The organism is Streptomyces sp. NPDC024698, assembly GCF_055559015.1.
In genome coordinates this window covers 1-20,812 of the sequence record NZ_JBVHLK010000028.1, presented here as the reverse complement: position 1 = coordinate 20,812, position 20,812 = coordinate 1, and the positions used below count along the sequence as shown (strand labels likewise).

Here is a 20,812-nt window from a genome sequence, read left to right as displayed (position 1 = left end):
CCCGGAAAGGCCGCCGGGATCAGCCGCCCGACGGCTCGGTGTCCTCGTGCTTCGCGCGGCTCGGCTGCACCCGCTTGGGCTCGCCCGGCATCTTCGGGTACTCGGGCGGGTACGGGAGATCGCCGAGGCCGTGGTCGTGCTCGTCGCGGCTGGCGAGTTCCAGCAGGGCCTCCAGCGAGAAGGCGTGCTCGTCCATGTCGGCGTGCACGTCGCCGAGTTCGGCGAAGCGCTTCGGCATGGTCGCCAGGTCGAAGTCCCGGGGTCGGGCGTCCTGCACCTCGTCCCAGCGCAGCGGCGCGGAGACCGGGGCGTGCGGGCGGGGCCGTACGGAGTAGGCGGAGGCGATGGTGCGGTCCCTGGCGGTCTGGTTGTAGTCCACGAAGATCTTCTCGCCCCGCTCCTCCTTCCACCACGCCGTGGTGACCTGGTCCGGCATACGGCGTTCGAGCTCGCGCCCGACGGCGATGGCGGCCCGGCGCACCTGGGTGAAGGTCCAGCGCGGCTGGATCGGCACGAAGACATGCAGTCCGCGGCCTCCGGAGGTCTTGGGCCAGCCGCGCAGACCGCCGTACTCGTGCAGGACCTCACGCAGTTCGTGGGCCGCGCGCACCGCGTCGGCGTAGTCCGTGCCCGGCTGCGGGTCGAGGTCGATGCGCAGTTCGTCGGGGCTGTCGACGTCGTCGCGGCGGACCGGCCAGGGGTGGAAGGTGAGCGTGCCGAACTGCGCGGCCCACAGCACGGCGGCGGGCTCGGTGGGACACATCTCGTCGGCGCTGCGGCCGCTGGGGAAGGTGATGTGGGCCGTCGGGATCCAGTCGGGCATGTTCTTGGGCGCCCGCTTCTGGAAGAAGGACTCGCCGCTCACCCCGTCCGGGTAGCGCTCCAGTGTGGTGGGGCGGTTGCGCAGGGCGCGCAGGATGCCCTCGCCGACGGCGAGGTAGTACTGGGCGAGATCCAGCTTGGTGAAGCCGCGCTCCGGGAAGAAGATCTTGTCCGGGCTGGACAGCCGAACGCTCCGCCCGGCCGCTTCGAGTTCCACCGCATCGCCCATGCGAGCCACGGTAGGCGCAGCTCGCGGGCCCCGCACACCGGGCGGACGGCCGGGTCACCGCGCAGAATCGAAGTATGGATCTGCCCGTCATGCCCCCCGTGAAGCCGATGCTCGCCAAGTCCGTGGCGAAGATCCCGCCGGACATGCACTACGAGGCGAAGTGGGACGGATTCCGGGCGATCGTGTTCCGGGACGGGGACGAGCTGGAGATCGGGAGCCGTACCGGCAAGCCGCTGACCAGGTATTTTCCGGAGCTCGTGGAGGCGTTGGTCGAGCGGCTGCCGGAGCGGTGCGTGATGGACGGGGAGATCGTGATCGCCAGGGACGGGCGGCTCGACTTCGACGCGCTCACGGAGCGGATCCACCCCGCGGACTCCCGGGTGCGGATGCTGGCGGAGAAGACCCCGGCGTCCTTCGTGGCCTTCGACCTGCTGGCACTGGCCGACACATCCCTGCTCGACGTCCCGCTGGGCGACCGGCGCGCGCTGCTGGTGAAGGCGCTGTCCGGGGTGAGCGCGCCGGTCCACGTGGCGCCCGCGACCACGGACCGCGAGGTGGCTCAGCTCTGGTTCGAGCAGTACGAGGGCGCGGGGCTCGACGGGGTCATGGCGAAACCCCTCACGCTGCCGTATCTGCGGGACGAGCGCGCCATGTACAAGATCAAGCACGAGCGGACGGCGGATGTCGTGGTCGCGGGGTACCGCTTCCACAAGAGCGGACCGGTCGTCGGCTCACTGCTCCTCGGTCTGTACGACGGCGGGGGCACCCTCCAGCACGTGGGGGTGAGCGCCGCGTTCACCATGAAGCGGCGGGCGGAACTGGTGGAGGAGCTGGAGCCGCTGCGGCTGGAGGACGTGACCGGGCATCCGTGGGCGGCCTGGGCGCAGGAGTCGGCGCACGAGAACGCCCGGCTGCCGGGCGCGCCGAGCCGCTGGTCGGCGAAGAAGGACCTGTCCTGGATCCCGGTCCGGCCCGAGCGCGTGGCCGAGGTGGCGTACGACCACATGGAGAACGGCGCCCGGTTCCGCCACACGGCCCGCTTTCGCCGATGGCGTCCCGACCGCACCGCCGAGAGCTGCACGTACGGACAACTGGAGGAGCCGGTCGGCTATGACCTGGCGGAGATCCTGGGGCCGCGGAGCTGACGCACCGGGCACGGAACCACATCGTCCGCGACCCCGTTCGCCCTTGTACGGATCGTTTCGCCGAGCCGATCACCTCATTCCCCGCGCGTCATCAGAAACGATCGGGTATGACCACCGATGAACTGTTGAACGCACAATCGATGGCACGGGACAGGTGGCACGGTGGGCATGCGGAAGACGGTACGGAGCGGACGAGGCGCGTGGACGGCGGCGCTGCTGGCCCTCACGGTGACGGGTGCGCTGGTGACGGGGTGCACCTCGGGGGGCGGACGGGCCGACGACAGCCGGTCCCCGAGCCCGAGCCGGAGCCCGAGCGAGAGCGCCACCGCGAACGCCGGCCCGGTGCTCGCCGTGAAGATAGACAACGCGCCCGACGCACGCCCGCAGACGGGGCTCGACGCGGCGGACGTGATCTACGCGGAGCAGGTCGAGGGCGGTCTGAGCCGGCTGATGGCGGTCTTCGCGAGCAATCTGCCCAACGCCGTCGGCCCCGTACGCAGTGCCCGCGAGTCGGATCTCGAACTGCTCAGACAGTTCCACGAGCCGACGCTCGCGTTCTCCGGGGCCCAGCGCAAACTGCTGCCTCTGATAGACAGCGCTCCGCTGGTTCCCGAGCCCGCGGGGAAGGTGCCCGACGCCTGGTACCGCGGCACGGGCAAGGCCGCGCCGCACAACCTGTATCTGCGCCCGCGGCGGCTCATGGACTCCGCGCCCGGTGACGCCGCGCTGACCACGGGCTTCCGTTTCGGCGCCGCCCCCGCGGGTGGCACGCCCGAGGCCTCCCGCACGGTCCGTTTCCCGTCCGCCCGCTTCACCTTCACCTGGTCCGCCGACCGCGGACGCTGGCTGGTGGCCATGGACGGCACCCCGACGGTGACGACCGACGGCAAGACGGTGGCTCCGGCGACGGTGGTCGTCCAGTACGTCAAGGTGACCAGGTCGAAGTACCACGACGTGCTCGGCAACAACTCGCCGTTCTCGCAGTCCGTCGGCACGGGCAGGGCCCAGGTGCTGCGCGACGGCCGTTCCTTCGACGCGAACTGGAACCGTCCCGAGGCGAGCGACGGCACACGGTTCACCACACCGGACGGCGCGCCGATGAACTTCGCCCCGGGCCAGGTGTGGGTGGTCCTCGCCCAGGCGTGAGCGGCCTCCGGTGCTCAGTGCGGCGCGCGGAGGGGTTCCACGGGATCGCGGAGCTCTTCGGCGGCGTCCGAGACCCGTTGGACGAGGTCGAGGAAGAGGCTCTGTTCCTCGGCGGAGAGCGGGGCCAGGAAGACCTGGTTCATCCGCGCGGTGCGCACGGTCAGCTTCCGGTGGACGCGCACCCCGTCGTCCGTGAGGCGGAGCAGGAAGCGCCGCCCGTCCTGCGGGTCGCGCACCTTGTCGAGCAGCGCGCGCCGCCCGAGCCTGCTGACGACCTCGGCGATCGTGGACCGGTCGAGCCCCACGCGCTCCCCCACCGTCCGCTGGTCGAGGCCGGGTTCGGCGACGAGGGCGTTCAGGACCGCGAACTGCGGCGAGGTGGTCTCCTCGGAGACCATCGTGTTCCACAGCAGGTGGTGCGCCTGCTGGAGTCGCCGGGCCAGGTGCCCGGGGTGGGTGGAGAGGTCCACCGCGGCCATGTGCGCTCCTCGGGTCCGGTGCGCGCCGATGCACCGATGTGTCGATGTGTCGAACGCGTTGCATATTCGTTGGTGCACTGAACAATAGCGGGCGACCGTGACGACTGTCCCGCCTCCCTCGACACCACGGTCTCGGCATAGAGCCTCCCCTATCTGGAGTCTTGACGGACCGAAGTCCGGGTGACAGCGTGTTGAGCATCTCGACGGATTAATCAGTGCCCTGATTAATTCGCGGCGCGGGACACTCGGGAGAGATGGGGCTTCACGGATGGACAAGGTGGTCGCCACCGCGCTGGAGGCGGTGGCCGATGTACCGGACGGCGCGACACTGGCGGTCGGCGGATTCGGCCTCAGCGGCGTACCGAACGTGCTGATCCAGGCCCTCCACGACCGTGGCGTCCAGGGGCTCGGGGTCGTCTCCAACAACTGCGGCGCCCTGGACTCCGGGCTCGCGACCCTGCTCGCCGACGGACGCATCGCCCGGGTCACCGGCTCGTACATCGGCGCGAACAAGGAGTTCGCCCGGCAGTACCTGGCCGGCGAACTGGAGGTCGAGATGATCCCGCAGGGCACGCTGGCCGAACGGCTGCGCGCGGGCGGCGCGGGAATCCCCGCCTTCTACACGCCCGCCGGGGTCGGCACCCAGGTCGCCGAGGGAGGGCTGCCCTGGCGGTACGACGGCCGGGGCGGTGTCACCGTGGCCTCCCCGCCCAAGGAGGTGCGCGAGTTCGACGGCACCGCGTACGTGCTGGAGCGAGGCATCCGCACCGACTTCGCGCTCGTACGGGCCGCCAAGGGCGACCGGCACGGCAATCTCGTCTTCAACAAGTCCTCCCGGAACTTCAACCCGCTGGCCGCGATGGCCGGCCGGGTGACGATCGCCGAGGTCGAGGAGCTCGTCGAGCCGGGCGGGATCGACCCGGACGCGGTGCATCTGCCGGGCATCTTCGTGCAGCGTGTCGTGGCCCTGACCCGTGAACAGGCGGAGGCCAAGATGATCGAGAAGCGGACCGTCTCGGCACCCGCGGCGAAGGCCGGGGTGGGCACGATCGGGGCAAAGGCCGGCGCGTCGGTGGGCACGGCCGGCGGAACGGGTGGCGCGTGATGGCCTGGAGCAGGGAGGAGATGGCCGCCCGCGCCGCGCGCGAACTGACGGACGGCCAGTACGTGAACCTCGGCATCGGCCTGCCGACGCTGATCCCCAACCACCTCCCCCCGGGCGTCGAGGTGATCCTGGAGTCGGAGAACGGCATCCTGGGCACCGGTCCCTACCCGGCCGACGACCAGGTCGACCCCGACCTCATCAACGCCGGCAAGGAGACCGTGACCGTCCTGCCAGGTGCCTCGTACTTCGACTCCGCGCTGTCCTTCGGGATGATCCGCGGCGGGCACATCGACGTCGCGGTGCTGGGCGCGATGCAGGTGTCGGCCGGCGGCGACCTCGCCAACTGGGCCGTCCCCGGCAAGATGATCACCGGCATCGGCGGCGCGATGGACCTCGTCCACGGGGCCCGGACCGTCATCGTCGTGATGACACACACCACCAAGGACGGCTCGCCCAAGATTCTCCGCACCTGCGATCTGCCGCTCACCGGCAAGGCCTGCGTGAACCGGATCGTCACCGATCTGGGCGTCCTCGACATCACCCCCGACGGACTGCTGCTGGTCGAGACCGCGCCCGGTGTCACGGCCGGGGAGGTCGCGGCGCGGACCGCCGCCGAGATCCGCCTCGAGGAAGGGGTCCGGCCATGAGGGACGTCCACTTCGTCGAGTCCTCGCACCGCGCTACAGCCGTTACGGGCACGGGAAGTGACGGAGCGTCGGACAAGACCTCGGACGCGGCCGTCACTCCTGCCCTCGGCCCCGCCCTCCTCCTCGAACCCCAGGAAGCGACCATGGCTCCCACCCAGTCGGACATCGACGCCGAGATCAAGGATCAGCAGGACGCGTACGACACGGCGGTGGCCGGCGGCGCGCCCGTACGGCATCACCCCGCGCGCGACTACGCGCCGTACCGCAGTTCACGGCTCCGCCACCCCGAGCGGCCGCTGGTCGCGGTGAGCGGCGGCGACCCGGAGACGGTCGAGCTGTCGGGCCCCGTCTTCGGGCTCACCGACATCACCGGGGTCGACAACGACCTCACCCTCCAGCACCGGGGCGAGCCGATCGGCGAGCGGATCACCGTCTCGGGCCGGCTGCTGGACCGCGAGGGGCGTCCGGTACGGGGCCAGCTCATCGAGATCTGGCAGGCCAACGCCGCCGGACGCTACGCGCATCTGCGCGAGCAGCACCCGGCACCGCTCGACCCCAACTTCACCGGCGTGGGGCGGACTCTGACGGACAATCAGGGGCGGTACGTGTTCACCACGGTCAGACCGGGACCGTACCCCTGGGGCAATCACACCAACGCGTGGCGGCCCGCGCACATCCACTTCTCGGTCTTCGGCACGGCGTTCACCCAGCGGCTGGTGACCCAGATGTACTTCCCCGGCGACCCGCTCTTCCGTCACGACCCGATCCTGCGGTCCGTGACGGACGCGGCGGCCCGCGACCGGCTGATCGCCGCCTACGACCATGAGCTGTCGCGTCCCGAGTTCTCCCTGGGCTACGCGTGGGACATCGTCCTCGACGGCCCCTCCGCCACCTGGATCGAGGAAGGCCGTTGAGCATGACCGAGCGGTTGCTCCCCACCCCCGCCCACACCATCGGCCCCTTCTACGGCCACGCGCTGCCCTTCCCCGGCGGCGGCGACATCGCGCCGCAGGGCCACCCCGACACGATCACCCTGCGCGGCCATGTGTACGACGGCGCCGGCGCCCCGGTCCCCGACGCCCTGCTCGACTTCTGGCAGGCCGCGCCCGACGGCTCCCTGACGGGCCTGCCGGGCTCGTTGCGCCGGGACCCGTCCACGGGCGGCTTCCTCGGCCGCAACGGCGTCGACTTCACCGGTTTCGGCCGGGTCGCCACCGACGCCGACGGCCACTACGCGCTGCGCACGCTGCCGCCGGGCAACGCCGGGCAGCCGTACATCGCCGTGTGCGTGTTCGCGCGCGGTCTCACGCACCATCTGTTCACCCGCGCCTATCTGGCCGACGGCCCCGACCCGCTGCTCGACGCCCTGTCGGACGAGCGGCGCGCCACGCTGATCGCGACCCCGGGCGCGCCGCGGACGTACCGTTTCGACATCCGCCTTCAGGGCGAAGGCGAAACGGTCTTCCTGGAGTTCCCGTGACAACTGCCGACCCCGTCGCGACCGACTTCGGTCTGCTCGCTCCCGGCCGGGCGGGCTCCCCGGCGTCGGCCGCCACGAGCGACTCCGCCTATCTGCGGGCGCTGCTCGACGCGGAGGCCGCACTGACCCGGGCCCAGGCGTCGCTGGGGCTGGCCCCGGCCGAGGCCGCGGCGGCGGTGACCCTCGCCGCCCGTACCGCGGACTTCGACCTCGCCTCGATCGCGCTGCGCGCCCGGGGCGGCGGCAACCCGGTCATCCCCCTGGTCGCGGACCTGACGGCCGCCGTCCCCGCGGAGTTCGGTCCGTACGTCCACCGGGGCGGGACGAGCCAGGACATCCTGGACTCGGCCACCATGCTCGTCGCGGCCCGCACCCTGGACCTGGTCCTGGACGATCTGGAGCGGGCGGCGGACAGCCTCGCCCGGCTCGCGGCCCGGCACCGGGACACCGTCCTGCCCGGCCGCACGCTCACCCAGCACGCGGTGCCGACGACCTTCGGGCTGAAGGCCGCGGGATGGCGGTCCCTGGTGCTCGACGCCAGGGACCGGCTGCACACCGTACGGACCTCCCTTCCCGCCCAACTGGGCGGAGCCGCAGGCACCTTGGCCGCCTTCACCGCCTTCGGCGCGGACGACACCCGGGCCCTGACCGCCGCGTACGCCAGTGAACTGGGCCTCGCCGAGCCCGCGTTGCCCTGGCACGCTCTGCGCACCCCGGTCGCCGACCTGGCCGGGGCGCTGGCCTTCACGGCCGGCGCGCTCGGCAAGACGGCCGTCGACGTGCTCACGCTCTCGCGCACCGAGATCGCCGAACTGGCCGAGGGGACGGGGGGCGGTTCGTCCACGATGCCGCACAAGGCGAACCCGGTCAGGGCCACCCTCGTCGCCTCGGCCGCCCGGCGCGCTCCCCTGCTCGCGGCGACGCTGTACGGCGCGATGGCGGCCGAGGACGAACGGCCCGCAGGGGCCTGGCACGCCGAATGGGAACCCCTGCGCGATCTGCTCCGGCTGACCGGCGGAGCGGCCCGCGACACGGCCGAACTGACCGCGGGTCTAAGGGTCGACGCCGACGCCATGCGCGAACACCTGGGCCTCACCCACGGGTTGATCGTCTCCGAACGGCTGGCCGCCGAACTCGCCCCGGTTCTCGGCCGGGAGCGCGCCAAGGAGCTGCTGACGCGAGCCGCCGCGCGGGCGGCCCGTGAGCGGCGGCCCCTCGCGGACGTGCTCGGCGACGAGCCCGGTCTCGACCACCTCCCCGGTGCCGGCCTCGCGGACCTCACCGACCCGACCCGCTACACGGGCTCCGCCGGAGTCCTCACCGACCGTGCTCTGGAGCGACGTTGACCGCGAACCTGCTCACCCATCGCGCCGAGGGATCCCCGTCCGCTCCCCCGCTGCTCCTCGGGCCGTCGCTCGGGACGTCGTACGCCCTGTGGGACCGGGTCGCGCCCGAACTGTCGACCGGCCACCGGGTGGTGCGCTGGAACCTCCCCGGGCACGGCGGGTCACCGGCCGGTGCGATCGGCCCCGGAGCGACGGTCGCCGACCTGGCCGCGCTCGTACTGGAGCTGGCCGACTCCCTGGGCGTCGGGCGGTTCGCCTACGCCGGTGTGTCGCTGGGCGGCGCGGTGGGCCTGCACCTGGCCGTGCATCACCCGGAGCGGGTCTCGTCGCTCGCCGTCATCTGCTCCTCGGCCCACTTCAACGGGGCGAAGCCATGGGAGGAACGGGCCGAGCTGGTGCGCCGCGAGGGTCTGGGACCCGTCGTCGCGACCGCCGACTCCCGCTGGTTCACCGCCGGTTTCACCGTGCCGGAGCTGGTCCGGGACCACCGCGACGCCGATCCCGCGGCGTACGCGGCCTGTTGTGACGCCCTGGCCGCTTTCGACATCCGGGACCGGCTGGCGTCGATCACCGCCCCGACGCTGCTGATCGCCGGGCGCGAGGATCCCGCGACCCCGCCCGCGCATCTGCGGGAGATCGCCGACGCGGTGCCGGGCGCGGCGCTCGTGGAGATCCCCGGCGCCTCGCACCTGGCGCCCGCGCAGTGCCCGGAGGCCGTGCTGACGGCGCTGCGGGCACACTTCTCGGGGGGAGTCGCCCGCCTCGGCACGGCGGTGCGCCGTGAGGTTCTCGGGGACGAGCACGTGGACCGTGCGCAGGCGCGCCAGACCCGGTTCACGGCCCCCTTCCAGGACTTCATCTCACGGTACGCCTGGGGCGAGATCTGGACCGACACGACACTGACCCGGCGCGAACGCAGCATGATCACGCTGACGGCGCTGGTGGCGCACGGCCACCTCGACGAACTGGCCATGCACGTCCGGGCGGCCCGGCGCAACGGTCTGACCCCGGACGAGATCGGCGCGGTACTGCTCCAGACGGCGGTCTACTGCGGTGTGCCGGCGGCCAATTCGGCGTTCGGGGTGGCCCAGCGGGTGCTGGCGGAGGACGACTCCGCACCGGAGTGAGGCCCGGTGCGAGTCACCCCGGCCCGGGACTCATCCCCGGCGGGACGTCGTCCGGGGCGGGACTCATCCTCGGCACGCGGCCCGTCCGGGGCACGACTCACCCCCGGCGCGCGAGCCCGTCCGGCCCGTTCGCCGGTGTTCGTCACAGGCCCCTCAGCGCCGCCTCCGCCTTGGTCACCAGGCCGTCCGCTCCGCAGGTGCGGGCCAGGGTCAGGCCCTTGTTCAGTTCCATCACCGAGCGGGAGGCGATGCCGTACTCGATGCGGGCCGCCGCGTGTTCGTACTGGCAGGGAGAGGCCTCCAGGTAGGTGACCGCCTGGGCCGCCAGCCGGACCGCGCGCTGCCCCGTCTCCAGGGCGGCGGCACACCGCAGCGCCTCGCCGATCGCCGTGTCGGTGCCGAACCGCTCCGCCTGGCGGCGGGCGTCACCGGCCAGGGAGGCTGCGCGTGACGGGTCCTCGTTGGCGAGCGCCCGCGCGAGGTCGACGGCCCAGGGAGCGAGCACCGTGTTGTGGTGGCCCCGGGCCGCGGCGGCCTTCTCCGCCGCCTCCAGTTCGTTGATGCCCTCCTTGGTGCGGCCGACGGCGAGCAGCAGACGGCCGCGCACCGAGCGGGTGTCGGGAAGGACGATCGTCGTGGGGTACGGAGGCGCGAAGCCGTAGCGCTCGGCGATCTCCGCCGCCTGCTGGACGTGCCCGCGGGCCAGCAGGGTGTCGATGAGCCCGCAGGTGGCCGACCAGTACAGGGGCAGCCCGCGTCCGACCCGCTCCGCGAGGCGCAGCGACTCACGCTGGTAGTGCTCCGCGTCGGCGAGCCGGCCCCGCCTGCGGAGGGCGAGTCCGAGGTAGGCGTTGGCCAGGGAGAGATGGCCGCCGCTCCAGCCCGCCTTCACATAGGCGTGCAGGGCCTCGCTGAACAGGCTCTCGGCCCGGTCCAGCCGGTCCGTGTAGGCGTACGCGCTGCCCAGCATCAGCAGGAGTTCGACGCCCCACTCGCTGTCGGTCCAGGCGAGTCCGGGCGCGAGGCGGCCGTTGACGAGCGCACGGTCGCAGACTTCCGCGACCTCCTCGGCGTTCTCGCCACGCGTCATCGCGTCGAAGCCGCGCAGTATGAGGAGCGCGCGCTCGGAGTTGTCGCGCCCCGTGCAGGTCGTGACGAGTTCGGCCAGGCCGCTGGAGTGTCCGGCGCGCTCCTCACCCGCGTGGATGCCCTCCCACATGTAATGCACGGCCTGGAGCCGCATCCGGGCGGGCCCCGGCTCCAGCCGTTCGACCTCGGCGTCGACCGTGCGGACGGCCTCGTCCAACTGGTTGTTGTGGAGCAGGGCCTGGGAGAGCCGGAAGACGGCGTCGACCCGTTCGGTGTCCTCGAGTCCGGGCCGGTCGAGGGCGGCCCGCAGATGGCCGATGGTCGTGGACGGCGCGGTCAGGAGGGTGGCGCAGCCCAGTTCGTAGAGCACCCGTGCGTGCACCTCGGGAAGCGGCGGCTCCTTCAGGGCGCGCTCCAGACAGCGCCGGGCCGCGTCCGGGGCACCGACGGCGAGGTGTTCGCGGGCGGCTTCGCGCATCTGCTCGACGAGTTCGGGGTCGTCGTCCGGATGCACTTCGAGGAGGTGGCGGGAGGCCGCGGCGGCACCGCGTCCGGATTCGGTGACCGCCCAGGCCGCCTGACCGTGCATCGCGGTGCGCAGGGCGTCCGGGATCGAGCGGTAGACCGCGGTCGCGATCAGCGGGTGGACGAACTCCAGCTCGCCGTCCGGCCGGTGGCCATTGGCGGGTGCCACCGTGGTCAGGATGCGGGCGGCGCCGAGCAGTTCGGCGCAGCGCGAGGCCTCGTCGTCCGGCATTCCGGCGAGTTGGGCGGCGAGGTCGAGGGAGATCCCGGTGCCGAGGATGGCGGCCGCCCAGGCGAACCGGGTGGCGTCGATGCCGAGTCCCTCCAGGCGGGCGACCAGTCCACGGCCGCGGGCGGAGCGGTTCAGTTCGCGCAGTTCGGCGGCCGAGGCCTCGACCGGGTCCAGTTCGCTGTCCTGGACCTTGGCGAGCAGTTCGACGGTCTCGTACGGGTTGCCGCCGGTGACCGCCCACACCTCCCGGCAGAAGGGCGCGTCGGCGTGCTCGCCGAGCGTGGCGCGGGTGAGTCCCTCGGTGGCGGCCGGGGTCAGCGCGGTCAGGGTGGAGAGGGGACGGCCCGCGGCGGCGACCGCGTCCAGCAGCCGGGCGCTCTCGCCGCTGACCCCGCCGGGCCTGCGGGCCACCACGACCAGGACCGACAGGTCGTCCAGGCGTTCGGCGAACGCGGCGAGCCAGCGCAGCGTCTCCTGGTCGGCCCAGTGCGCGTCGTCGATGAGCAGGACGAGCGGCCAGTCCCGCTTGGCGAGCCGCCGCACCGCGGCGACCAGACCGTCGCAGACGCCCTGCGGGTCGGGCTGGCGGGCACCGGGTTCGGCTATGCCGAGGGCGGGACCGGCGACGTCGTACCAGTCCCCCAGGTACTCGCGTGCCTCCTCCGGGAGCAGCGAGACGAGGGCGGGCTGGAGCAACTGCCGTACGACATTGAAGGGGACGGACGTGACGGTCTCGCCTCCGCGTGCCGACCACACGGCACAGCCCTGGCTCTCCGCGATCCTGCGCGTCTCGGCGAGGAGGGCGGTCTTGCCCATTCCCGCCTCTCCGCCGATCACGAGCAGGGTGCCCGAGGTCGCGGAGTCCGCGCGCAGCGCGATGATCGCCTCTTCGAGATCCGCGACCTCGGCGTCGCGCTCCCACAGGGAAGCCGAGGCGACCGTTCCTGGCCGTGCCTCCGTCATCCCGCTACCTCCCCAGGTCGCCCAAACGACGTAACTCCCCTGAGCCTAGCCTCATGGAAGCCGCGACGGAGGCGGGACCCGGCACCAGTTGCCGGGACGGGTGACGGTGATGCCGCGAAGGTGCGGACACGGAACACCTGGTGGCCGCGAAGGGAAGTGACGGGCAGTCAACTGCGGGGAAAATGAAGGTAATTTTCCTCCTCCGTCCATCGGCCGGCACGGCGGCCGCCCGATCCGCGAGCTCCCTTCGGAGGTACCGGCACGAACGCCCCCGCGCGCGACCGTGACCTGCGCGCCCTCTCCTCCCGGGCTCCGGACGGGCGCTCCTCGCGGGCGCGGCGGACGTCTCGTCGAGGCCGCCGGGGCCGACGGTCATGGCACTCACCGTCACCCGCCGCCTCGCCCCCGGAGGGGGACGGCCGGCCGGAGCCGCAGCCGAGGCGTGTCCACCCTTGGCACAGGCGTTCTTCATCCGTCCGGTGAGACTCCGCGTCCGCCCGGCCCTTTCATTGCCATGCCCGCATCAAATAGCGAGGGGCGGAGGGGCCTCGGGGGGCCTTGGGGGGAACCCTCTCATCCGCCTTTCACCCTGGGCTCATACGGTGGACCCATGACGCAGGTGACTCCCCCCGGCTGGTATCCCGACCCCGGGCAGACGAATGACGCTCCCGCCACCGAACGCTGGTGGGACGGTAGGACATGGACGGACCAGGTCCGCCCCGTCGGGTCGGCGGCCGCCTGGGGTCCCCCCGTGCATCCGGCGGGGACGAGCCCCTACCCGGCGTACGCCCCGAGCGGCCCGCGGCGCGGGCTGCGCACGGGCATAGCGGTGGCGGCGGCGGTCGCCGTCCTCGCGGGCATCGGCGGCGGCGTGTACGCGCTGACGAACGGCGGCGGACACGGCGGGAGCGCGGCTTCCGCCGACCCCGCCGGGCCGAACGGCCAGGGCGGACCCGGCGGTGGCCAGGAGGGCGGACCGAACGGGGGCTCGGGCGGCTCCGGTGGCCCCGGTGGGCAGAGTCCGGCGCCGGGCGAGTCCGGCCGGCCGCAGACCGACCCCGGCTACGCCACGGACGTCTACAACGGCATCAGCATCCCGGTTCCGGACGGCTGGACCGGTCAGAGCCTCGCGGGCACGGCCTCGGTCTCCACCAAGGACACCTATCAGTGCCCGGGCGACACCACGCAGAAGTGCCAGCGCGGCGGTGCCTACTCGGCCCCGGCGAGGGCGCAGAAGCTGAAGTCCACGACGGCGGAGGCGGCGGCCAAGGAGGACATCCCCAAGAACGCCACCGAGTCGTACGGCAAGGGCTACGGCTCGATCACCTCGCACGAGGAGCTGGCCTCGAAGGCGGTCACGGTGGCCGGCGAGAAGGGCTACCTGGTGCGCTGGAAGGTCGTGACAAGCAAGGGCGACGACGGTTACGTCGAGTCGCTGGTGTTCCCGTCCCCCGCCGACCCCTCCTCGCTGGTAGTCGTCCGCTTCGGCGTCGACGCGGGCACCAAGGCCCCCCAGCAGACGATCATCGACACGATCACGAAGGGCATCAAGGTGGCACCGGGGACCGGCGGCAACGGGCAGAACGTCTAGGGCACCCCGTCCGGGTCCGACCAGGCCTGACCGGGGCAGATGGGCCTGACCGGGTCCAGATGGGCGTGGCCGGGTCGGCCCTGGCCCGACCCCTGCCGGACGAGGCCGGCCGGGGTCGGCCGGCGGAAATGGATCGGCCGGATGGTGCGCCCCTCCGCTCAAGGGGCACACCACCCGGCCGGGGGTGTGCGCCGCCCCCGTCCCCACGGTGCGGCGCGTGACAGGCCGACGTCCGGTCATCCCACAGACGGCGGCCTGAGACTCAGGTGAGGCCGAGCGTCGGCAGCACGACGGCCTCCACGAAGCGTGTGAGATACGCCGCGTCCGCGTACTGGCCGTCGAGCAGCGGGCGCACCCTCAGGACCCCGAGCATCTGGGCCGGAACGAACTCCAGCGCCGGATGGCCGGCGTCGACCTCGCCGCGCTCGACGCCGCGGCCGATCATCTGCCGCAGCTCGGCGACCTCGGGTTCGACGAGCGCATCGCGGAGCGCCTGCTGGAGCTCCTTGTCCTGCATCACGGCATTGCCGAGACCCTGGAGCAGCTGCGTGCTGTCCCGGGCCGACCACTCGCCGGCGGCCGTGGCCGCCGCGCGCAGGTCCCCGGCCAGCGAGCCGGTGTCGATCCCGGTGAACCGGGGACAGCGGTTGTTGCGCAGCGCCGCGGCCACGAACTGAGGCTTCGACTTCCACTGCCGGTAGAGCGTGGACTTGCTGCACCGCGTGCTCGCCGCGACGCCCTCCATGGTGAACGCCTCGTACCCGCACTCCCGGATCTGTTCGAGCACGGCGTCGAAGAACTCCTGCTCACGCTGAGGCGTGATCTTGGAGCGGCGCGAGGCGACGACCGAGTCCGGTCCGTCCGCGGCCTGCGACGTCATGGCGCTTCTCCTCGCTCGATCCGGTCGGTGCCGGTGCGGTCTTGGCGCAAGTGTAATCGATACGCAAGGGTACCGGTACGCATCCGTATCGGTACACTCGCGTATCGGTACTCACCCGTATCGGTACACTGCCGTATCGATGGGCCTCGGACAGGATCCACTCCTCCCCGCACGGGGAAGGCCGAGTGGATCCTGTCCTGGGCTCACCGCGCTTCGCACGACATCAGACCGCCAGCAAGGGGGCCGGGGGATGGATTCCCGAACCGAGCCTGCACGATCCGCGTCCGACTCCGCGCCGGACCCGGAACCACCCGACACGGGCATACCCGTCGACACGGGCACACCCGCGGCCGCCTCACGCGGAGCGGCCGCCCCCGCGCGCCCGCACGCACCCACACCCTCTCCCGTGGGCCAGAGCGCGCGCCCGGACGACACCGCGGCGCACCCGGACCAGAGCACCGCACATCCGGACGGCGCCTCCGCCCGCGCGGACCAGAGCACCGCACGCCCGCCGCTGCTGCGGGAACTGCTGCTCGTCGTCGGGCTCTTCGTCGTCTACAAAGCCGGCCGGCTGCTGGCCACCGGCCGCACGGACGAGGCCTTCGCGAACGCGCACCGCGTCTGGGGGTGGGAGCGGACCCTGCGTCTGCCGGGCGAGGGCGCCGTACAGGCCCCGCTGCTGCACAGCGACACGCTCGTCCACATCGCCAACACCTATTACGCCACCGTCCACTTCCCGGCCACGGTGGCCTTCCTGGTCTGGCTGTACCTGCGGCGCCCCGCGCACTACCTGTGGGCCCGCCGGGTCCTCGCCCTGGTCACCGCCGCCGCCCTGGCCGGGCACCTGCTGTTCCCGCTCGCACCGCCGCGACTGCTCGCCGGGACGGGCCTCGTCGACACCGGCCGGGTCTACGGGCCGACGGTGTACGGCGCGCACCCGGCGGCCGACGCCCTGGCGAACCAGTACGCGGCGATGCCGTCACTGCACTTCGGGTGGGCGCTGATGGTCGCGATCGGCCTGATCGCCGCGACCCGTTCCCGGCTGCGCGTCCTGTGGCTGCTGCATCCGCTGCTCACCCTGCTGGTGATCGTCGGCACCGCGAACCACTACTGGCTCGACGCGATCGCCGCGACCGCGCTGCTCTGCGTCGCCCTCGCCGTGGTCCACCCGCCCCACCGGAGGGCGGCGGCACCGGAACGGCAGCCGGGCCGGGAACCCGCGGGGTTCCCCGTACCGGAGCGGCCCGAACTCGTGGGAGCGGGGCGATGAATCCGACACTCGTCGCCGTCGTCCTGTCCCTCTTCTCGGCCGTCGCCTACGCCTCCGCGGCCGTCGCCCAGGAGCGGCTCGCCGCCCGGTCGGCCGGCTCGGGCACGCTGCGGCTGCTGGCCAGGGGCGCCTGGTGGTGGTCGGTGACCCTGAACGCCGGCGCCGCACTGCTGCACGTCGCGGCCCTCAAGTACGGAACGCTCACCCTGGTCCAGCCGCTCGGGGCGCTCACGCTGGTGGCCGCCGTGCCCCTGGGCGCGCGGATGGCCGGACGGCGGGTCAGCGCGGTCGAGTGGCGCGGTACGGCGCTCACCCTGACCGGTCTCGCCGCACTGCTCGTCACGGCGTCGGGGACGGCGCCCGACGAGGTGCTGAGTCTGCCGCAGGCGCTCGGCGTCGCGGGAACGACGGCCGCCGTCATCGGCGTGCTGGCGCGCGGTGCCCGGCCGGGACTGCGGCACGCGACCGGTTCCGGGATCGCCTCGGGCGTGGCCTCGGCGCTCACCCAGACCGTGACGGTCGCCGCGACGGACCGTTCGGACTCGACGCCGATCGTGCAGGTCGTCGTGGTGTCCCTGCTCGTGGCGGCCTTCGCGGCGGGCGGGCTGCTGCTGTCGCAGACCGCCTACCAGGGCGGGCTCGGCGCGCCGCTGGCGGTCGTGACGCTCGCCAATCCGCTCGCCGCGGCGGTGATCGGGCTGTCCCTGCTCGGTGAGCGTCTTCAGGGCGGCGCGTCCGGTCTGTTGCTCGCGCTCGCGGGGGCGTCGGTCGCCGCGTGGGGCGTGGTGACACTGTCCCGCTCGGCGCCCGAGCCGCCCCCGGCACCGGCGGATCCGCGCCTGGGCGGTCTGGGCGGTCTGGACGGCTTGGGCGGCCTGGAGGACGACGACCACCCCGTCGCCGCGGTGCTCGCGCTGGAGTCCGGACCGGCGGCGTACGAGCCCTCGTTGATGCCCAGGCAGCCCAACTCGGGCCATCTGACGTCACTGTAGGACATGCCGGAAGGGCGGCCGCGGAGAGTTCCGCGGCCGCCCTTCCGTAGGTGCGGGGCCGGTCAGCCCAGTCCGCGGGCGTCCTGCTTGAGCGCCGTGTCGACGGTCAGCGCCGTCGCGACGACGAGGCTCAGCAGCGGCTCGGGGAGCTGGAAGTGGATCTGTAGGACGTAGTTGTCCGCGCTCGTGAACAGCGTCTTGGCGAGGCCTTCCCAGGTCTTGGTGATCCGGGCCACCTCGTTCTCGGACTGGTCGACGATCGCGAAGTTCCAGGCCCGCCAGTTCTCCGCCTTGATCGCGCCGACCTTCTGGCCGTTCACGTTCATCGCGAAGTTGATCTTGCCGATCATGTTCTGCTGGACGATCTCACCGACGGCCGAACCGTCCGGACGGGTCACGATCACCCGCGACTTGAATATCTTCGCGGGGCGCGTCAGCAGCAGCTGCGGCACGCCGTGCGCGTCACGGATCTCCAGCCGGTGCGTCAGGTACTGGTCGATGCTGGAGACGAAGCGCAGGATCTTCCTGAACACGCCCTGGCCGACCTCGACGACCGAGCCGACCGGGTTGCCCTGCTGGTCCATGACCTTGTACTCGTTGGTCAGCTCGATCAGCTTGGCCTTCTGGTTCACCACCAGGACCGGTTCGGTGAAGAGCGTGCCGCCGCCGACACCGCTCGGGGCCACCCCGGCCTGCTGCTGCACCTGGCGCTGGACGCGCGGGTCGGGGGCGCCGGCCTGCTGCGGGAACGGCTGCTGGGGCGGCGGGCCCTGGTGCGGCACCTGCTGTCCGGCCGGAGCCTCCTGGTCGGTCCACTGCGAGCCGTCCCAGTAACGCTGAGTCTGGGGCTTCCCGTTGGGGTCCGGGTACCAGCCCGGAGGAGTGTTCGATTGCGTGGTCACCGGGGCACCCTACCGTGACATGGCCGGAAATCAACGGGCAGTTGTGGATCCATCAGACCGTGATGAGAGCGGGGTCGCTGACTCCGGGACGGCCATTCTCCACATGTCCGGCGAATCGCCGCAGGAAGCCCGCCTGACCGTCGGCGACCACGCTCAGGTCGTACCAGCGGCTGCTCGCCCGCAGGTCCACCGTGTGCTTCACGGTCGCGCCCGCCTTGACCCGTATGGCCTGGGAACCTCCGCCGTAGCCGTTCGTGAGCGTGAGCTTCGCCGCGGCGGCGCCCCTGTTCACGAACGTGAGCTCCACGTCGCAGCCGGTGTGGCGGGCGGTGACCTCGACCCCCACCGTCCTGGCGACTCCCCTGAAGGTGCGCAGGAAGCCGTTCGGACCGTGCACCGTCAGATCGTACGAGCCCGCCGAGTAGGCCGAGTTCCAGGTGTCCGAGACGGTCCTGCCCGCCTCGGTGGTGTAGGTCCAGGGGCCGTCGGTGCGGTTGCCCGAGGTGACGAGAAAGGCCGCGCCCGCCTGGGCTCCTGAGCCGAACGTCAGCGTGAACTTGCCGGCCGCCGTGTCCGCCGAACCGTCCACGAGAGGCGCGTACGTGAGCGGGCGGGTCGGCCGCGAGCCGCGCTCCTGCCGGGGCAGGACGGGATGGGCGGGCGGGGTCGGCACATAGTCGGGGTGCCGGTTCGCGTCCGGCGGCCGGTACCCCTCGGTGGCGGGCAGGCCGACCGGCGCGGTGTCCTTGCGCGCGAAGTCGAAGGCGGCGGTCAGGTCGCCGCAGACGGCACGCCGCCAGGGCGAGATGTTGGGCTCGCGCACCCCGAACCTGGCTTCCATGAACCGGATGATCGAGGTGTGGTCGAGCGTCTCGGAGCAGACGTAACCGCCCTTGCTCCAGGGCGAGACGACGAGCATCGGCACGCGCTGGCCCAGTCCGTAGGGTCCGGCCGCGTGGCTCGCGTCGCCGGGGTGGAGGTCCGGGCCGACGTCGACGGTGGACTTGCCCTGAGCGGCCGACTGGGGCGCGAAGGGCGGCACGACGTGGTCGAAGAAGCCGTCGTTCTCGTCGTACGTGACGAACAGGGCCGTCCTGCTCCACACCTCGGGGTCGGAGGTGAGCGCGTCCAGCACCTGGGAGATGTACCAGGCGCCGTAGTTGGCGGGCCAGTTCGGGTGCTCCGTGAAGGCCTCGGGAGCGGCGATCCAGGAGATCTGGGGCAGCTTCCCGCCCCGCACGTCGGCCCTGAGCTGATCGAAGAAGCCCTCGCCCTTGCGGGCGTCGGTGCCGGTGCGGGCCTTGTCGTACAGCGGGTCACCGGGCTTGGCGTCGCGGTACTGGTTGAAGTACAGCAGCGAGTTGTCGCCGTAGTTGCCCCGGTAGGCGTCGGGGATCCAGCCCCAGGAGCCGTTCGCGTCCAGCCCGTCGCCGACGTCCTGGTACACCTTCCAGGAGATCCCGGCCGCCTCCAGCCGCTCCGGGTACGTCGTCCAGCCGTACCCGGCCTCGTCGTTGCCGAGGACCGGGCCGCCGCCCTTGCCGTCGTTGCCGGTGTAACCCGTCCACATGTAGTAGCGGTTGGGGTCCGTCGAGCCGATGAACGAGCAGTGGTACGCGTCGCAGACGGTGAAGGAGTCGGCCAGCGCGTAGTGGAAGGGGATGTCGTCCCGCGTCAGATAGGCCATCGTCGTGGCCGACTTGGCGGGCACCCATTTGTCGTACCTGCCCTTGTTGAACGCGGCGTGCCCGTCGCTCCACCCGTGCGGGAGATCCTGGAGGAACGCGAGACCCAGGTCGTCCGCCTCCGGGTGGAAGGGCAGGACGTCCTTGGTGCCGTCCGACTGGTACCACACCGGCTTGGTGCCCGTCGTGGTCGCGGGACGCGGGTCGCCGAAACCGCGGACACCTCTCATCGAGCCGAAGTAGTGGTCGAACGAACGGTTCTCCTGCATCAGGACGACGATGTGCTCGACATCCTGGATCGTGCCGGAACGGCGGTGCGCGGGCAGCGCGGCGGCACGCTGGACACTGCTGGACAGCGCGGTGAACGCCGCTGTGCCACCAGCGAGTTGGAAGAACCGGCGCCGATTCACTTGAGGCATGTGTGGGTGACCTCTCGTCCTGACGGCCCTGCGGCCGGAGGTTGACGGAACGTGCGTGATGGAAGTTTTCCAAGCGCACCGAACGTCAGGAAAGGGCCCTCTGTCCCTTGCGTGAAGGTCGGCGGTACGCCGGACGAACGATTCCGGACAGCGCCACCCGAGGCGGAGCGCTCTCGACGGACCATGGGCACGACGGACGCTCTCGGACGCGCTCGCGCGGCATCATCTCCGGGCGTCGCCGGGATGCGAGGAACGGACGGCTGTCCGCCGTCCGCCGGACCGGGTCGAGGACTATGCTGCTGTACGGGCGTCCCAGACCCTGGCGGCTTGTCGTTGCTCGACACAGATGGCTGTAGGGAGCGGACACTTCGTCTGTGACCCGGCGCATCCCTGGAGGGAACCGAGCGGGTCCCGCGTGCCGTCGCACGGGCTGACGGACAGGCCGCTGCTCCGCCTCCGCCGAACGTACGCCCTGCCGGCAGCGCGCCAAGGGGCCGGATTCTCCGGCGTCACCGCGTCCGCTGCCGGATGGTCCGCCGAATCGAGGCATCATGCCCCGGCCGCAGCTCGCCCTCTACCGCCATGACCGAGGAAAGCGGGTACTGATCACCCTTGCCGGTGAGATCGACCTGGAATCGGCCCGGCTGATAAGCACGGCGCTGGCCCGGTGTCTGAGCGACGGCATCCGCGCCATCGACATCGACCTCACCCCCGTCACCTTCTGCGACTGCACCGGCC

At 72.1% G+C, this 20,812-nt stretch carries 18 protein-coding genes; 12 read left to right on the top strand and 6 right to left on the bottom strand.

Annotation, left to right across the window (positions count from 1 at the left end; all coding sequences use genetic code 11):
• Positions 1-19: 19 nt before the first annotated feature.
• Positions 20-1,051, bottom strand: coding sequence for a non-homologous end-joining DNA ligase (gene ligD, locus ACZ4AA_RS34795; protein WP_467611527.1), 1,032 nt, complete (start codon positions 1,049-1,051; stop codon positions 20-22).
• Between the two features lie 74 nt (positions 1,052-1,125).
• On the opposite strand from ligD, the gene ACZ4AA_RS34790 reads away from it, so the two are divergent.
• Together ACZ4AA_RS34790 and ACZ4AA_RS34785 are read left to right on the top strand one after the other, a co-directional pair.
• Entirely contained in the window at positions 1,126-2,196 is a 1,071-nt protein-coding gene (locus ACZ4AA_RS34790) for an ATP-dependent DNA ligase (RefSeq protein WP_467611525.1), read from the top strand.
• Between the two features lie 168 nt (positions 2,197-2,364).
• The gene (locus ACZ4AA_RS34785) at positions 2,365-3,342 is read left to right on the top strand and encodes a DUF3048 domain-containing protein (protein ID WP_467611523.1); all 978 of its coding nucleotides are present in this window, start codon (positions 2,365-2,367) and stop codon (positions 3,340-3,342) included.
• 14 nt (positions 3,343-3,356) lie between these two features.
• On the opposite strand, the gene ACZ4AA_RS34780 is transcribed toward ACZ4AA_RS34785, so the two are convergent.
• On the bottom strand, positions 3,357-3,821 hold the full coding sequence (locus tag ACZ4AA_RS34780; protein ID WP_467611521.1) for a MarR family winged helix-turn-helix transcriptional regulator: 465 nt from the start codon (positions 3,819-3,821) through the stop codon (positions 3,357-3,359).
• 268 nt (positions 3,822-4,089) lie between these two features.
• On the opposite strand from ACZ4AA_RS34780, the gene ACZ4AA_RS34775 reads away from it, so the two are divergent.
• From ACZ4AA_RS34775 to pcaDC, 6 genes are all read left to right on the top strand, one after another.
• Positions 4,090-4,926: a CoA transferase subunit A gene (locus ACZ4AA_RS34775; protein WP_467611519.1), complete on the top strand. Its 837-nt coding sequence runs from the start codon at positions 4,090-4,092 to the stop codon at positions 4,924-4,926.
• Complete coding sequence (locus tag ACZ4AA_RS34770; protein WP_467611517.1) at positions 4,926-5,573, top strand: CoA transferase subunit B; 648 nt, start codon at positions 4,926-4,928, stop codon at positions 5,571-5,573. Before ACZ4AA_RS34775 ends, ACZ4AA_RS34770 begins: the two co-directional genes overlap by 1 nt.
• A 143-nt stretch (positions 5,574-5,716) precedes the next feature.
• Positions 5,717-6,487, top strand: coding sequence for a protocatechuate 3,4-dioxygenase subunit beta (pcaH, locus tag ACZ4AA_RS34765; protein WP_467611625.1), 771 nt, complete (start codon positions 5,717-5,719; stop codon positions 6,485-6,487).
• 2 nt (positions 6,488-6,489) lie between these two features.
• Entirely contained in the window at positions 6,490-7,053 is a 564-nt protein-coding gene (gene pcaG, locus ACZ4AA_RS34760) for a protocatechuate 3,4-dioxygenase subunit alpha (RefSeq protein ID WP_467611515.1), read from the top strand.
• Positions 7,050-8,399 carry a 3-carboxy-cis,cis-muconate cycloisomerase gene (gene pcaB, locus ACZ4AA_RS34755; RefSeq protein WP_467611513.1) on the top strand — a complete coding sequence of 450 codons (1,350 nt, stop codon included), beginning with the start codon at positions 7,050-7,052 and terminating at the stop codon, positions 8,397-8,399. Before pcaG ends, pcaB begins: the two co-directional genes overlap by 4 nt.
• Positions 8,396-9,526, top strand: a complete 1,131-nt coding sequence (pcaDC, locus tag ACZ4AA_RS34750) for a bifunctional 3-oxoadipate enol-lactonase/4-carboxymuconolactone decarboxylase PcaDC (protein ID WP_467611511.1) — start codon at positions 8,396-8,398, stop codon at positions 9,524-9,526. The genes pcaB and pcaDC overlap by 4 nt, the downstream gene beginning before the upstream one ends.
• 142 nt (positions 9,527-9,668) lie before the next feature.
• Here the strand turns inward: pcaDC and ACZ4AA_RS34745 are convergent, their stop codons facing one another.
• Positions 9,669-12,335, bottom strand: coding sequence for an ATP-binding protein (locus ACZ4AA_RS34745; RefSeq protein ID WP_467611509.1), 2,667 nt, complete (start codon positions 12,333-12,335; stop codon positions 9,669-9,671).
• A 610-nt stretch (positions 12,336-12,945) separates the two neighbouring features.
• Between ACZ4AA_RS34745 and ACZ4AA_RS34740 the strand changes: the two genes are divergently transcribed.
• The gene (locus ACZ4AA_RS34740) at positions 12,946-13,926 is read left to right on the top strand and encodes a DUF2510 domain-containing protein (protein WP_467611507.1); all 981 of its coding nucleotides are present in this window, start codon (positions 12,946-12,948) and stop codon (positions 13,924-13,926) included.
• 262 nt (positions 13,927-14,188) lie between these two features.
• On the opposite strand, the gene ACZ4AA_RS34735 is transcribed toward ACZ4AA_RS34740, so the two are convergent.
• Positions 14,189-14,806, bottom strand: a complete 618-nt coding sequence (locus ACZ4AA_RS34735) for a TetR/AcrR family transcriptional regulator (RefSeq protein ID WP_467611505.1) — start codon at positions 14,804-14,806, stop codon at positions 14,189-14,191.
• 406 nt (positions 14,807-15,212) lie between these two features.
• Here ACZ4AA_RS34735 and ACZ4AA_RS34730 point away from each other — a divergent pair, with 406 nt between their 5' ends.
• Positions 15,213-16,076, top strand: coding sequence for a phosphatase PAP2 family protein (locus ACZ4AA_RS34730; protein WP_467611503.1), 864 nt, complete (start codon positions 15,213-15,215; stop codon positions 16,074-16,076).
• Positions 16,073-17,068: a DMT family protein gene (locus ACZ4AA_RS34725; RefSeq protein ID WP_467611501.1), complete on the top strand. Its 996-nt coding sequence runs from the start codon at positions 16,073-16,075 to the stop codon at positions 17,066-17,068. Before ACZ4AA_RS34730 ends, ACZ4AA_RS34725 begins: the two co-directional genes overlap by 4 nt.
• 62 nt (positions 17,069-17,130) lie before the next feature.
• Here ACZ4AA_RS34725 and ACZ4AA_RS34720 read toward each other — a convergent pair whose 3' ends face one another.
• Positions 17,131-17,970, bottom strand: coding sequence for an LURP-one-related family protein (locus tag ACZ4AA_RS34720; protein WP_467611499.1), 840 nt, complete (start codon positions 17,968-17,970; stop codon positions 17,131-17,133).
• A 52-nt stretch (positions 17,971-18,022) separates the two neighbouring features.
• A complete protein-coding gene (locus ACZ4AA_RS34715) occupies positions 18,023-20,074 on the bottom strand; it encodes a phosphocholine-specific phospholipase C (protein WP_467611497.1) in 2,052 nt (683 codons plus the stop codon).
• A gap of 551 nt (positions 20,075-20,625) precedes the next feature.
• Between ACZ4AA_RS34715 and ACZ4AA_RS34710 the strand changes: the two genes are divergently transcribed.
• On the top strand, positions 20,626-20,812 hold a 187-nt coding region (locus tag ACZ4AA_RS34710; RefSeq protein WP_467611495.1), incomplete at its 3' end, for an STAS domain-containing protein.

What these genes read in the sequence shown, in the direction of transcription:
- ligD (WP_467611527.1), bottom strand. Translation starts at nt 1,051, where the DNA reads ATGGGCGATGCGGTGGAACTCGAAGCGGCCGGGCGGAGCGTTCGGCTG.
- ACZ4AA_RS34790 (WP_467611525.1), top strand. Translation starts at nt 1,126, where the DNA reads ATGGATCTGCCCGTCATGCCCCCCGTGAAGCCGATGCTCGCCAAGTCC.
- ACZ4AA_RS34785 (WP_467611523.1), top strand. Translation starts at nt 2,365, where the DNA reads ATGCGGAAGACGGTACGGAGCGGACGAGGCGCGTGGACGGCGGCGCTG.
- ACZ4AA_RS34780 (WP_467611521.1), bottom strand. Translation starts at nt 3,821, where the DNA reads ATGGCCGCGGTGGACCTCTCCACCCACCCCGGGCACCTGGCCCGGCGA.
- ACZ4AA_RS34775 (WP_467611519.1), top strand. Translation starts at nt 4,090, where the DNA reads ATGGACAAGGTGGTCGCCACCGCGCTGGAGGCGGTGGCCGATGTACCG.
- ACZ4AA_RS34770 (WP_467611517.1), top strand. Translation starts at nt 4,926, where the DNA reads ATGGCCTGGAGCAGGGAGGAGATGGCCGCCCGCGCCGCGCGCGAACTG.
- pcaH (WP_467611625.1), top strand. Translation starts at nt 5,717, where the DNA reads ATGGCTCCCACCCAGTCGGACATCGACGCCGAGATCAAGGATCAGCAG.
- pcaG (WP_467611515.1), top strand. Translation starts at nt 6,490, where the DNA reads ATGACCGAGCGGTTGCTCCCCACCCCCGCCCACACCATCGGCCCCTTC.
- ACZ4AA_RS34745 (WP_467611509.1), bottom strand. Translation starts at nt 12,335, where the DNA reads ATGACGGAGGCACGGCCAGGAACGGTCGCCTCGGCTTCCCTGTGGGAG.
- ACZ4AA_RS34740 (WP_467611507.1), top strand. Translation starts at nt 12,946, where the DNA reads ATGACGCAGGTGACTCCCCCCGGCTGGTATCCCGACCCCGGGCAGACG.
- ACZ4AA_RS34735 (WP_467611505.1), bottom strand. Translation starts at nt 14,806, where the DNA reads ATGACGTCGCAGGCCGCGGACGGACCGGACTCGGTCGTCGCCTCGCGC.
- ACZ4AA_RS34725 (WP_467611501.1), top strand. Translation starts at nt 16,073, where the DNA reads ATGAATCCGACACTCGTCGCCGTCGTCCTGTCCCTCTTCTCGGCCGTC.
- ACZ4AA_RS34715 (WP_467611497.1), bottom strand. Translation starts at nt 20,074, where the DNA reads ATGCCTCAAGTGAATCGGCGCCGGTTCTTCCAACTCGCTGGTGGCACA.